This is a genomic window from Kineococcus sp. G2 (genome assembly GCF_037154035.1).
Lineage (GTDB): Bacteria > Actinomycetota > Actinomycetes > Actinomycetales > Kineococcaceae > Kineococcus.
Genome location: NZ_JBBBEM010000035.1, coordinates 1 through 11,980, shown reverse-complemented (window position 1 = coordinate 11,980; position 11,980 = coordinate 1). Strand labels below are relative to the sequence as shown.

The window sequence follows — 11,980 nt, the reverse complement described above, 5'->3', positions numbered from 1 at the left end:
CACGGCGCCATTCTGGCGCCACTGGCTCCGTTCTGCAATCACTCGGCCATCGGCGGATCCGGGCGGTCGGCGACACGCGCGGCAGCAGCGGGTGCTGGCGGTGGCAAAGGGGGTGCTGCCTGAGCGGCATCGGCTCGTGAAGCTCAGCATCAGCCTGTCCGACGCCGACGTCGCCGCCCTCGACGAGCACGTGCGCCAGGCCGGTCTGCCGTCGCGCTCCGCGGCGGTCCAGCAGGCCGTCCGGGCGCTGACCCACCAGCATCCGCCTCGTCGACTTCGCCCCGGTGCGGGGCAGCGAGGCGTGCAAGCGCCGACCTGCGGTCGTCGTCAGCGACGACCGGCCGTCTCGGTGGATCGGCTGGGACCGGCTCTGGGGCGGCTGCCGTCCGAAGCGCTGGACGCTCTCGACGATGCTCTGAGGCTGCATCTGGCCCTGCGAGGCCACCGGTGAATGCGCCGCTTCGCGGGATGACCGCGAGTGCGTCGACGAGCGGTCGCTTCGTTGACCAGTGCCCCTGCTTCAGGGTTGACCTGGGGGATGACCCTGATGACGTGAGCCGGGTGGGCGGTGATGCTCGACCCGTGCGGGCGAAGAGCACGAAGCGTGGCGACCTTGTGGCGGGGGGGCTTCATGCGGTGCTGCCGATGCGAGCGCTCACCTTCTGGCTCGCTACGGGCGGCGTGTTCCCGTTCGTACGGTCCCAGTGCGACGGCGCGCACCATCGTCCACGGGAGGCTCGCAGTGCACGACAGGTTCGATCTCTCCATGCCTGATGACCTGGAGATGTCCTTGCGGCTGATCCCCAAGTGGTGCCGCGGCATCGGCCTCGGTGATCTCAGCGCCGAGCACGAGGGGCGTCTGCACGTGGCGGGGGTGTGGGTCGGCGAGCAACACGTCGTGATCAAGGAGTGGTTGGGGGGAACCCTGCGGGTGCTGGAGGAGTCGTCAGCTTCCATGCCGGCAGGGTCGACGCGTCACCTGTCGGTGGCGGACGTGCACCGGTTCGGGGAGCTGGTCGCGTCGGTCGCGCCCGATGTGGTGGAGCTCTCGCGTCGCCATCGGGAGCAGCTTCCCTCCGCCGCTGGCGGGGGCAAGGTGGAGATCACGGCTCTCGACTACACCCGGCACGTTGTTCGGGTGGCCTGCCGAGCGACCATCGACCGGTACTAGAGCGGCTCAGCCACCACGCCCAGGCGGTGGACCACCGGGCCGTGAGGTGGTGGCACGCCGCGCCGTGGTCGATGTGCGCTTACCCGACCTCGCAGCTTTCAGGACCAGTGCGCGGGGTCGGCGGGATGACCGCGAGGTCGGCCCACGCCTCGGCGGTGCGCCAGGCTGTGGCGGGTGAGCAGCGAGCTGGGGTCCTGGTCGCCGATGGACCCCGACGAGGTGGCCCACCTGCTGCGCCGGACTGAGGTGCCCTGGTGGATCGCCGGTGGTTGGGCGATCGACCTGCACCTGGGCCGGCGCACCCGGCAGCACGACGACATCGACGTCCTGGTGCTGCGCCCGCACCTGGCCCGGCTGCGGGAGCAGCTGGCCGGGTGGGACGTGCACGCCGCCGGCCCGCCGGGCACGCTGCGACCTTGGCCGGTGGGTGAGGAGCTGCCGCGGGGTGTGCACGACATCTGGTGCCGGCCCACCTCCACCGCGGACTGGCGCCTGCAGCTGATGGTCGACGACCTCGTCGATGACCTCGTCGATGCCGGCGCCGGGGGTGAGCAGGAGTGGGTCTACCGCCGAGACGCCCGGGTCCGCCGAGCCTGGCGCACGCTCAGCGGTCCTGCCTCCACAGCGCAGTGGGCTGTGCTGGCACCGGAGGTGCAGCTGCTCTACAAGAGCGCCGGCCCGCGCGCGAAGGACGAGGCCGACTTCGCCCAGGTCGCGGAGGCGCTCGACAGCTCCCGCCGCATCTGGCTGATCGAGGCTCTGCAGCTGACCGACGCGACGCACCCGTGGATCGAGCAGCTGCGGGCCGTCGCATCACCGTGACAGCGGGATGACCGCGCGGTTGGTGCAGCAGGCTCGCTCGTTCGCGCCCTGCTGAAGATCGGGCGTGGCCCAGATTCTCGCGGTGAGGTACAGCTGTTGGCACGCTGACGCCGTGAGCGAGGCGATCATCTACGACGACCTGCCGCTGCCGCTGGGGATGCACTGGCTGGTGACCGTCCAAGCCCGAGTGCAGGCGCACGGGCGGGCGCAGGGTGGACCGGCTCCTCGCACCTCGCTGCACGTCGCCGACCGGCAGGGCGTGGATGACGCGGTGAGCGTGCAGGTGGAAGAGGGACGCCCCTGCAGACGGCACGACGGCACGTGGTGCAGCAGGGGCTGGACGTCCGGGTGGACTGCGGGATCGATCCCCGGCCGGGCTGGGTCATCCCTTCCCCGCCGCCGGGCTTCGCCTTCACGGGCATGCTGGCCCGCTTCGCGGGCTGGCACCTGCTGGTGCTTGCCGGTGCGCCGGGCACCTTCAGCCTCGAGGCGCCGGCGTGGTGGGGGTACACCGATCGGTCACCGCAGCAGGCCGCACCCGGGCAGGTCCAGCCGGCGGACGGCGCGCTCGTCGTCTCGGTGAGCCTCCAGGCGTCCTGACCGGGTGCGCCGCAGCGCGGGATGACCGTGCGTTCACTCGAGGTGTCGGCTGATCACCTTCGCCAGTTCCGCGGCGTCGAGGTCTCCGGCGGCTACGGCCAGGATCATCCGTTCGGCGTCGTCGACGTCCATGACCAGGTCGGTGCCGTTGAGCCGGCAGAAGACGCGTGCGGCTGACCAGGCCAGGCGCTTGTTGCCGTCGACCAGTGGGGGGTTGCGGGCCAGGGAGTGCATCAGTGCGGCGGCCTGGTCGGCCAGGGTGGGGTAGGCCTGGCGGCCGAAGACGGTGGTGCGCGGGCGCGCGGCGGCCGAGGCCAGCAGGCCCGCGTCGCGGACCTGCACGTCGTCGACGACGCCGACGGCGATCTCCAGCAGGTCCTCGGTGCTCAGGTGGTCGGTCGGGCGGTCCGGTTCAGTCACCGGGCGAGGCGGGCCAGGAGTTCAGCGTCCTCGGTGCGCACTCGGTCGATGGCGGCGCGCAGGCGGGTGGGGCGGTCGGAGACGTACTCGCTGATGGCGGTGCGGGCGACCTCCTGCATGGATCGGCCCTCCTGCTCAGCTCGCCGACGCAGGGCTTCGGTCTCGTCATCGGTCAGCCGGAGGTTCATCGCCACAGGCTGATGGTACCGCTGTGGTACCAGTCAGGTCAGGCACGTGGACAGCGGCTCGACCGCGAAGCCCGCCTGCCCCCTGCTCGCGGGTCTGAAGAGCCTTCCGACCCCAGGGAAAACCAGCACGAGCTGTGACCATGTGGTCACAGCACTATGCTCGCCGGGCGCCTACCGGTGGGCGGCCCCGACACCCGCCGGCGACGACGGGGAGGAGGCGGACGTGGCGAACGCGGCAGCACCGGACGCGTCGGCCGGCACCGGTGATCTCCCGCGCCACCTGCAGCGCTGGCAGCGCCGGCTGGACGACCTCGCCGCCCACCCCGAGCGGCTGCGGCTGGTCCTGCACCCGGTCGTGGACGTCGCGGCCGGGCGCGTGGCCGGCTACGAGGTCCTCTCCCGCTTCGCCCCCGTGCGCGGGGACGCGCACGGGCCGGAGGAGTGGTTCGCGGCCGCCCGGGCGCTGGGCCGCGCCGCCGAGCTCGACGCGCTCGTGCTGCGCGCCGCGCTGCCGCTGCGCCGCCGGCTGCCGCACGGCACGTTCCTCACCGTCAACGCCGCCCCCTCCTCGCTGGGCGAGGACCGCGTCCTGGAGCTGCTGGGCGCGCAGGACCTCACGTCGCTGGTCGTGGAGGTCACCGAGCACACCGACTGCGACGCCGCGGCGCTGGCCGGGCCGCTGGCCGTGCTGCGCTCGCGCGGTGCGCGCATCGCCCTGGACGACGTGGGCACGGGCCACTCCGGCCTGCTGCGCATGGCGGTGGTGCGCCCCGACGTGCTCAAGGTGGACCTGCAGCTCGTGCGCGGCCTGGACGGCGACCTCGTCAAGCGCTCGGTGGTGCGCTTCCTCGGGGAGTGCGCCGACCGCCTGGACGCCTGGGTGATCGCCGAGGGGGTGGAGACGCCCGCCGAGCTGGACGTGCTGCGCTCCATGGGCGTCCCGCTCGTGCAGGGCTTCCTGCTGGCCCGCCCCGCGGACCGGTTCGCCCCCCTGTCGCTGGAGGCCCGGCGACTGCTCGGCGCGGCCCCCGCCGCCCCGCCGGGGCAGCAGGAGACCCCCGCGGCCACCGGGCGGCTGGCGCGGCGCACCAAGACGTGCCGCACGGTCGCCGACGCGGTGCGCGCGGCGAGCGAGGACCCCGCACCCGTCGTCGTGCTCGACGAGCTCGACGTGCCGCGCGTGCTCGTGCTGCCGGGGGAGCGCCCCGGCGCGGAACCGCGCGTGCGCGAGGTGGCCAGCACCCTGGCGCCGGAGACGGCCGTGCCCGAGGCCGCGGCCCGGGCCGTCTCCCGGCCCGCCGCGGTGCGCTTCGACCCGCTGGTGTGCACCGACGCCACCGGCCGCTACGTGGGGGTGGTGGGTGTGGAGGACGTGGTGCTGGACCTGGCCGCGGCGCACGAGGGCGGTGGTGCCGCCCGGGTCGCCGGGGCGGCCAGCGGGCGGGGGGTGCCGGCGTGAAGGCGTTCCGCTGCGGGGACGTGGTGCCCGGCTGCCTGCGCGAGTTCCTCGGCCAGGACCAGGAGGCGGTGCTGGCGCAGGTCGGCGAGCACGCGCGCCGCGACCACGGCCTGGAACCGGACGAGGCCCTCGTGCGCGCGGTGCAGGAGCGGATCCGCGACGCCTGAGCGCCCGGCGCCGGGGTTCCGGCGCGGGCCCGGCGTCAGTCCGCCAGGCGCGCCGGGAAGCCGCCGGTGGCCACCGGCCCCCACCGCTCGGGCGTGATGCGCAGCAGGCACTTGCCCTGCCGCGTCATCGCCTCGCGGTACTCGTCCCAGTCGGGGTGCTCGCCGGAGATGCAGCGGAAGTACTCCACCAGCGGCTCCAGCGCCTCGGGCAGGTCCAGCACCTCCACGGTGCCGTCGACCTGCACCCACGCGCCCCCGAAGTCGTCGGAGAGCACCAGCACGCTGGCGCGCGCGTCGCGGCGGGCGTTGGCCGTCTTGGCGCGCTCGGGGTAGGTGGAGACCACGAACCGGCCCGCGGCGTCGACGCCGGCGGTGACCGGCGACATCTGCGGCGAGCCGTCGGCGCGGTGGGTGAGCAGCACGACGTGGTGGCGGCCGCGGGCGAACTCCAGCAGCCCGTCGCGGTCGACGCGGGTGGTGGTGGCGACGGTGGGGGGCACGTGCCGCACGCTACCGCCGCCGCGCCCGCACCACCGTCGTGCACCCCGCACGCGCCCGGCGCGTGCCCGGCGGGCCGCCGTGGTGGACTGGCCGCCGGACCGGGATCGACGTCGGGAGGGCTCGCGTGCGCACCGTCGGGGTGGAGGAGGAGTACCTGCTGGCCGACCCCGTCGACGGCACCGCGCGCCCGGACGCCCCCCGGGTGCTGCGCGTGCTGGCCGACGGGCACGGCGAGAGCGAGCTGCACCGCGAGCAGGTCGAGACCGGCAGCACCCCGCACACCTCGCCGCGGGAGCTGCGCGCCGACCTGCTGGGGCGCCGCCGCGAGCTGGCCGCCGCCGCCCGCGGGGGCGGCAGCGCGCTGCTGGCGCTGGGAACCCACCCGGACAGCGGGGAACCGACCCTGTCGCCCGGCCCGCGCTACGAGCGGCTGCGCGAGCGCTTCGGGCTCCTCTCGCGCGAGCAGCTGACCTGCGGCTGCCACGTGCACGTGGGCGTCGCCGACCGCGACGAGGGCGCGGTGGTGCTGGACGGACTGCGGCCGTGGGCGCCGGTGCTGCTGGCGCTGAGCGGGAACTCCCCCTACTGGCAGGGCGAGGACACCGGCCACGCCAGCTACCGCTCCCGGGTGTGGGACCGCTGGCCCACCGCCGGGCCCGCTCCCGCGGTGGGCGACGCCGCCGGCTACGACGCCCTGGTGCGCCGCGTCCTCGCCACCGGCGTGCCGCTGGACGCGGGGATGGTCTACTTCGACGTCCGCCTCTCGGCGCGCTACCCCACGGTGGAGGTGCGGGTGGCCGACGTGTGCCTGCGCGTGGACGACGCCGTGCTCCTGGCCACCCTGGTGCGCGCCCTGGCGGACACCGCGGTCGCCGGGCACCGCGCCGGCCGGCCCGCCCCGGACGTGAGCGCGGAGGTGCTGCGCCTGGCGTCGTGGCGCGCGGCCCGCGACGGCGTGGACGGCGAGCTGGTCCACCCGCTGACGGGCACGCCGCGCCCGGCCGCGCAGGTCGTCGCCGACCTGCTCGAGCACGTCGCGCCCGCCCTGGCCCGCAACGGCGACGAGGACGCCGCGCGCGCGGGCACCGCCGCGGTGCTCGAGCGCGGCACCGGTGCGCGCTGGCAGCGCGAGGCCGTCGCGGCCGGGGGCGTGCCGTCGATGCTGCGCCGCGCGGCGCGGCTCACGCTGGACGAGCCGGGGCAGGGCTGAGGGGCGCCTGCCCGCAGCCGCCCGTCAGCCGAGCAGCGCGTCGGCCAGGCGCGCGTCGGACTCCACCTGCAGCTCCGGGTCGTGCACGGTCGTGGCGACCAGGAGCTCGGCGGCCCCGAGCCGCCCCAGCAGGTCGCCGACCTGCTCGCGGACCTCCGCCTCGGTCCCGACGACGCTCTGCCCGAGCACAGCGTCCACCGTGCGGCGCTCGCGGGCCGTGAGGCGGCCCGGGTCGACGTCGCCGGGCGCCGGCAGCGGCGGGAACTCCCCGCGGGTGCGCGAGACCGCCAGCGACCACGCCTGCGGCAGCAGCTCGCGCCGGGCCGCGGCGGCGTCGTCGGCGACGAGCACGTCGGCCAGCACGCTCACGCGCGGGCCGCCGTGCCCGCGGTCGACGAACCGTTCCCGGTACTGCGCCAGCCGCGCCGGGTCGTCCAGCGCCGGGCCGCCCACCACGACGGGCAGGCCCAGGTGCGCGGCGGTCACCAGACCGGCACCGGTGGCCAGCACCGCCACCGGCGGCGCCGGCACGTGCGGGCGGACCGTCACCGGCGTGCGCCCGTGCAGCAGGTCCAGCAGCTCGGACAGCCGGGCGGTGAACTCCTCCGCGTCGCTGCCGGGGGCGCGCAGCGCCCGGCGCACCGGGGCCGTGAAACCGGCCGAACGGCCCACCCCCAGGTCGACGCGGCCGGGGCGCAGGGCCTGCAGGACGGCGAACTGCTCGGCGACCACCAGCGGGACGTGGTTGGGCAGCATCACCCCGCCGGAACCGATCCGCAGCGCCGAGGACGGCTCCAGCGCCGCGGCGACGGCCCCCAGCAGCACCGCCGGCGCCGGGCCGACCACGCCGGGCACGGCGTGGTGCTCGGCCACCCAGAACCGGTGGTACCCCAGCGCTTGCGCCCGCACCGCGCGCGCGACCGTGGCGCGCACCGCGGCGGCGTCGTCGCCCGCACCCCCTCCGGGCGGGGCGGTGGTGCGGGTGCGGTCCAGCAGCGACAGGGCGGGCGTGGCGGGTGCGGGCATGGTGCCGGGTGCAACACCCGGCCCGGGCCGCTGCGTCCCGCCGTGCTCCCTCGTCGTGCTCCCGCGCCGGCTGGTCGGTGCACCGGCGCGGCGGCAGGATCGTCGCCGTGAGCTGGCACGCGGGGAACGCGGACGTCGACGGCGCCGAGGACGGCGGCTGGCTGCTCGGGCGCTTCAAGGAGGGGCGCGCACCGGAGCTGGCCACCGGCGAGGTGGAGGTGAAGTGGGCACGCCTGGCCCCCGGCTCCCGCGACGACGAGTGGACGGAACCGGAGCCGCAGACGTCGCTGTGCGTGCTGGTCAGCGGTTCCCAGCGCATCAGGTTCCGCGAGGGGGAGGTCCTGCTGCGCACGTCCGGGGACTACGTCCTGTGGTACCCGGGGGAGTCGCACACGTGGGAGTCCTCACCCACGGAGGAGACGACCACGATCACGGTCCGGTGGCCGTCCAGCGGGAGGTGACGCCCGCCGGGCCCCGCTCCCACCGCCCGCCCCGCGCCCCTCCCGGCGCCGCCGGGACCGTCCCGACCGCGGGAGCGGCCTAGCCTGCTGGGGTGTCGATGGAGTCGGCCGCCAGGCACTCCCTGTGGAGAGCCACCAGCGCGGAGCAGCAGCAGCGGCCCGTCTCGCGCACCACCGTGCGCCGGGTCCTGGCCCTGGCGAGGGAGCGGCGCGCCCGGCTGGCCGTGTTCGTCGTCGGCAGCGTGCTCACCGCGGTGCTGGCGGTGGCCTCCCCGGTGCTGGCCGGCCGCGTCGTGGAGGCCGTCACCGCCGGCGACCGCCGCCTCGTGCTGGTGCTGGCGCTGCTCATCGCCCTGGTCGCCCTCGCCGAGGCGGGCCTGGGGCTGTGGGTGCGCTGGCTGTCGTCCACCCTGGGCGAGGACCTCATCCTCGACCTGCGCACCCGCGTGTTCGACCACGTGCAGCGCATGCCCGTGGCGTTCTTCAACCGCACCCGCACCGGTGCCCTGGTCAGCCGCCTGAACAGCGACGTCCTCGGCGCCCAGCGGGCGTTCTCCGGAACCCTCTCCGGCGTCGTGGGCAACGCCGTCGCGGTGGTGCTGACCGCCGGGGTGATGCTCAGCACCTCCTGGCGGGTGACGGTGCTCGCCCTGCTGCTGCTGCCGGTGTTCCTGGTGCCCGCCCAGCGCATGGGCCGGCGCCTGGCCGCCCTCTCGCGCGAGGCCGCGCAGCTGAACGCCGCCATGACCAACCAGTCCACGGAACGCTTCTCCGCCCCCGGCGCCACCCTGGTGAAGCTGTTCGGCCGCCCCGAGGACGAGTCGCGCGCCTTCGCGCTGGCCGCCCGGCGCGTGCGCGACATCGGGGTGCGCACCGCCGTGCTGAACTCCGTGTTCCTCACCGCCCTGACGCTCGCCTCGGCCCTGGCACTGGCCCTGGTGTACGGCGTCGGCGGCCTCATCGCCGTCGGCGGGGGGCTGGACGCCGGCAGCATCGTCACCCTGGCCCTGCTGCTGACGCGCCTGTACGCCCCGCTGACGGCGCTCGCCGGCGCCCGGGTGGACATCATGAGCGCCCTGGTCAGCTTCGAGCGGGTCTTCGAGGTGCTGGACCTGGTGCCGCTGGTGCGCGAACCGCAACACCCCCGCCCGATGCCGGCCGGGCCGCTGACCGTGGAGTTCGACCACGTCGACTTCGCCTACCCGGCCGCCTCCGAGGTCTCCCTGGCCTCCCTGGAGGACGTCGCCGTCCTCGACGCGCGCGGCGGCGTCCCCGTCGTGCACGACGTGTCCTTCCGCGTCGAACCCGGCCAGGTCGTCGCCCTCGTCGGCTCCTCCGGGGCGGGCAAGTCCACGCTCGCGCAGCTGCTGGCGCGCCTGTACGACGTCACCGGCGGGGCGGTGCGCCTGGGCGGGGTGGACGTGCGCGAGCTCAGCGCCGCCTCGATCCGGCAGGCCGTGGGCGTGGTCACCCAGGACGGGCACCTGTTCCACGAGACGCTGCGCTCGAACCTGCAGCTGGCCCGCCCCGGCGCGAGCGACGGCGAACTGCTGGAGGCGCTGGAGCGCGCCCGCCTCGGTGAGCTGGTCGCGGCGCTGCCGGAGGGGCTGGACACCGTGGTCGGCGAGCGCGGCTACCGCTTCTCCGGCGGGGAGCGCCAGCGCCTGACCATCGCCCGGCTGCTGCTGGCGCAGCCGCGCGTCGTCGTCCTCGACGAGGCCACCGCCTCCCTGGACTCCGCCTCCGAGGCCGCCGTGCAGGCCGCCCTCGACGAGGCGCTGGCCGGCCGCACCGCCCTGGTCATCGCCCACCGCCTGTCCACCGTCCGCGGCGCCGACCAGATCCTCGTGCTCGAGCACGGCCGGGTCGTCGAGCGGGGAACCCACGCCGAGCTGGTCGCCCTGGGCGGGCGCTACGCGCACCTGCACGCCACCCAGTTCGCCCTGCCGTGACCGTGCCCGGCGACCGCGCCGGCGCGGGCACCGGCTGAGACCTCACAGCGCCCCCGGCCGTCGTGAGCGAGATGTGACGCGCCCGACACGCCCGGCTGACCGCGGGGAAACACGCACGCACCACGCTGGCGCCCGAGCCCACCGCCGCGGGCCGCCCGTCCGCGGCCCGCCGACCCCTCCGGAGCGAGCGCCGTGTCCTACGTGAGCCCCACCGACTTCGTCACGAAGATGATCGACGCCGGGCAGTCCAAGGTCCTGATGTCCACGCGCGACACCCTCGTGCGCGCCTACATGGCCGGGGCGATCCTCGCCCTGGCGGCCGCGTTCGCCGTCACGGTCACCGTGCAGACCGGCGACGCCCTGGTCGGGGCGCTGCTGTTCCCCGTCGGTTTCTGCATCCTCTACCTGCTCGGGTTCGACCTGCTGACGGGCGTGTTCACGCTCGTGCCGCTGGCCCTGATCGACCGCCGCCCCGGGGTCACGTGGCGCTCGATGCTGCGCAACTGGGGCCTGGTGTTCACCGGCAACCTCGCCGGGGCGCTGACCGTGGCGCTGATGATGTCGATCGTCGTCACCTACGGCTTCGCGGTGGACCCCGACGAGGTCGGGCAGCGCCTGGGCGAGATCGGTGAGGCCCGCACCGTCGGGTACGCCGAGTACGGTGCCGCCGGCATGCTCACGCTGTTCGTGCGCGGCGTCCTGTGCAACTGGATGGTCTCCACCGGCGTCGTCGGGGCGCTGATGTCCACCAGCGTCTCCGGCAAGGTCATCGCGATGTGGATGCCCATCATCGTGTTCTTCTACATGGGCTTCGAGCACTCGGTCGTCAACATGTTCCTGTTCCCGACGGGCCTGCTGCTGGGTGGCTCGTACTCCCTGGGCGACTACCTGGTGTGGAACGAGATCCCCACCGTCCTGGGCAACCTCGTCGGCGGCCTGACGTTCGTCGGCCTGGCCCTGTACACCACCCACGCCCGCACCGGGCGCCCGCGCACCGTGCCCGCCCAGGTCGGCGTGCGCGACGAGGTTCCCGCCCCCACCCGCTGACGCGCCCCGCCGCACCCGACGACGACGGAGGAACCCCCGTGAGCCTGACGACGCCGCCCCCGACGACAGCATCCGTGACCAAGGCGCAGGCCGCCGCCCTCGTGCGCGCCGCCCGCACGCGCACCGGCCTGAGCTGGGCCGAGATCGCCGACCGGCTCGGCGCCCCGCTGGTGTGGACGACCGCGGCCCTGCTGGGGCAGCACCCGATGACCGCCGAGCAGGCGCGGACCGTCGGTGCGCTCCTCGGCCTGGACGAGGCGGTCGTGGCCGCCCTGCAGGACCAGCCGTACCGCGGCAGCGACCCGGCGCTGGCGTCGGACCCGACGGTCTACCGCTTCCACGAGGCGCTGTCGGTGTACGGCCCGGCGCTGAAGGAGCTCATCCACGAGGAGTTCGGCGACGGCATCATGAGCGCCATCAACTTCAGGGTCGACATCGCCCGTCGGCCGGACCCCGACGGCGACCGCGTCGTCGTCACCTTCGACGGGAAGTTCCTCGACTACCGCTGGTGAGCGTCCGGCGGGAGCGCCCGCGCCGCCAGGCGGGTCAGCTCGCGCAGCTCGGCGGCATCGACGTGCCCCAGGTGACGGGCGATCGCGGCGGCGTGCCGGCCGCCGACCTCCCGCTGCCGCTGCGCGCCGGCGTCGGTGAGGGCGACGACGACACCGCGACCGTCGGCCGGGTCGGCCTCGCGCGCGAGCAGGCCCTGCCGCTGCAGGCGGTCCACCAGCCGGCTCAGCGACGGCTGCGGCAGGTACACCCGCTCGCTGAGCTCACCCAGCCGGGCGCGCTGCCCGGCGCACCGCGTCAGCGTGTGCAGCACGTCGTACTCGCGCACGCTCAGCCCGCCCCACACGTCGTCCTCGGCGAAGCGGCGCAGCAGGGTGGCCTGCAGCCGGAAGACCGCCTCCCACGCCTCGACCGCGGTCCGGGTGCGTCCCGGGGCGCGGTCGGCG

General features: G+C 75.4%; 16 protein-coding genes. 11 read left to right on the top strand and 5 right to left on the bottom strand.

What is annotated here, in order from left to right:
- The 4 genes from V9U69_RS07210 to V9U69_RS07195 all read left to right on the top strand — a co-directional run.
- Nucleotides 1-451 (top strand): ribbon-helix-helix domain-containing protein (locus tag V9U69_RS07210; RefSeq protein ID WP_337060797.1); only part of this gene is annotated, 451 nt, incomplete at its 5' end.
- A gap of 315 nt (nt 452-766) precedes the next feature.
- On the top strand, nt 767-1,171 hold the full coding sequence (locus tag V9U69_RS07205) for a hypothetical protein (protein WP_337060795.1): 405 nt from the start codon (nt 767-769) through the stop codon (nt 1,169-1,171).
- A gap of 174 nt (nt 1,172-1,345) precedes the next feature.
- A complete protein-coding gene (locus tag V9U69_RS07200) occupies nt 1,346-1,993 on the top strand; it encodes a nucleotidyltransferase domain-containing protein (RefSeq protein ID WP_337060794.1) in 648 nt (215 codons plus the stop codon).
- Nucleotides 1,994-2,314: 321 nt separating this feature from the next.
- Complete coding sequence (locus V9U69_RS07195; protein WP_337060792.1) at nt 2,315-2,593, top strand: hypothetical protein; 279 nt, start codon at nt 2,315-2,317, stop codon at nt 2,591-2,593.
- Nucleotides 2,594-2,626: 33 nt separating this feature from the next.
- Here V9U69_RS07195 and V9U69_RS07190 read toward each other — a convergent pair whose 3' ends face one another.
- A complete protein-coding gene (locus tag V9U69_RS07190; RefSeq protein ID WP_337060790.1) occupies nt 2,627-3,013 on the bottom strand; it encodes a type II toxin-antitoxin system death-on-curing family toxin in 387 nt (128 codons plus the stop codon).
- The gene (locus V9U69_RS07185; protein ID WP_337060799.1) at nt 3,010-3,201 is read right to left on the bottom strand and encodes a FitA-like ribbon-helix-helix domain-containing protein; all 192 of its coding nucleotides are present in this window, start codon (nt 3,199-3,201) and stop codon (nt 3,010-3,012) included. The genes V9U69_RS07190 and V9U69_RS07185 overlap by 4 nt, the downstream gene beginning before the upstream one ends.
- Before the next feature lie 223 nt (nt 3,202-3,424).
- Between V9U69_RS07185 and V9U69_RS07180 the strand changes: the two genes are divergently transcribed.
- Both V9U69_RS07180 and V9U69_RS07175 read left to right on the top strand, forming a co-directional pair.
- Nucleotides 3,425-4,660 (top strand): EAL domain-containing protein, encoded by a 1,236-nt coding sequence (locus V9U69_RS07180; protein ID WP_337060788.1) that lies wholly within the window; start codon nt 3,425-3,427, stop codon nt 4,658-4,660.
- Nucleotides 4,657-4,827, top strand: a complete 171-nt coding sequence (locus tag V9U69_RS07175) for a DUF1059 domain-containing protein (protein ID WP_337060786.1) — start codon at nt 4,657-4,659, stop codon at nt 4,825-4,827. Before V9U69_RS07180 ends, V9U69_RS07175 begins: the two co-directional genes overlap by 4 nt.
- A 35-nt stretch (nt 4,828-4,862) precedes the next feature.
- Here V9U69_RS07175 and V9U69_RS07170 read toward each other — a convergent pair whose 3' ends face one another.
- Nucleotides 4,863-5,327 carry a PPOX class F420-dependent oxidoreductase gene (locus tag V9U69_RS07170; protein WP_337060784.1) on the bottom strand — a complete coding sequence of 155 codons (465 nt, stop codon included), beginning with the start codon at nt 5,325-5,327 and terminating at the stop codon, nt 4,863-4,865.
- A 125-nt stretch (nt 5,328-5,452) separates the two neighbouring features.
- Here V9U69_RS07170 and V9U69_RS07165 point away from each other — a divergent pair, with 125 nt between their 5' ends.
- Nucleotides 5,453-6,538 (top strand): carboxylate-amine ligase, encoded by a 1,086-nt coding sequence (locus V9U69_RS07165; protein ID WP_337060782.1) that lies wholly within the window; start codon nt 5,453-5,455, stop codon nt 6,536-6,538.
- A gap of 24 nt (nt 6,539-6,562) precedes the next feature.
- On the opposite strand, the gene V9U69_RS07160 is transcribed toward V9U69_RS07165, so the two are convergent.
- Nucleotides 6,563-7,564, bottom strand: a complete 1,002-nt coding sequence (locus tag V9U69_RS07160) for an MsnO8 family LLM class oxidoreductase (protein WP_337060781.1) — start codon at nt 7,562-7,564, stop codon at nt 6,563-6,565.
- Nucleotides 7,565-7,671: 107 nt separating this feature from the next.
- Between V9U69_RS07160 and V9U69_RS07155 the strand changes: the two genes are divergently transcribed.
- From V9U69_RS07155 to cynS, 4 genes are all read left to right on the top strand, one after another.
- A complete protein-coding gene (locus V9U69_RS07155; protein ID WP_337060779.1) occupies nt 7,672-8,025 on the top strand; it encodes a hypothetical protein in 354 nt (117 codons plus the stop codon).
- A gap of 92 nt (nt 8,026-8,117) precedes the next feature.
- A complete protein-coding gene (locus V9U69_RS07150; RefSeq protein WP_442907653.1) occupies nt 8,118-9,977 on the top strand; it encodes an ABC transporter ATP-binding protein in 1,860 nt (619 codons plus the stop codon).
- 192 nt (nt 9,978-10,169) lie between these two features.
- Complete coding sequence (locus tag V9U69_RS07145) at nt 10,170-11,024, top strand: formate/nitrite transporter family protein (RefSeq protein ID WP_442907652.1); 855 nt, start codon at nt 10,170-10,172, stop codon at nt 11,022-11,024.
- 44 nt (nt 11,025-11,068) lie between these two features.
- Nucleotides 11,069-11,536: a cyanase gene (cynS, locus tag V9U69_RS07140; RefSeq protein ID WP_442907654.1), complete on the top strand. Its 468-nt coding sequence runs from the start codon at nt 11,069-11,071 to the stop codon at nt 11,534-11,536.
- Here cynS and V9U69_RS07135 read toward each other — a convergent pair.
- The coding region (locus V9U69_RS07135) for a MarR family winged helix-turn-helix transcriptional regulator (protein WP_337060774.1) at nt 11,524-11,980 on the bottom strand (457 nt) is incomplete at its 5' end. The two genes, cynS and V9U69_RS07135, sit on opposite strands and share 13 nt — an antisense overlap.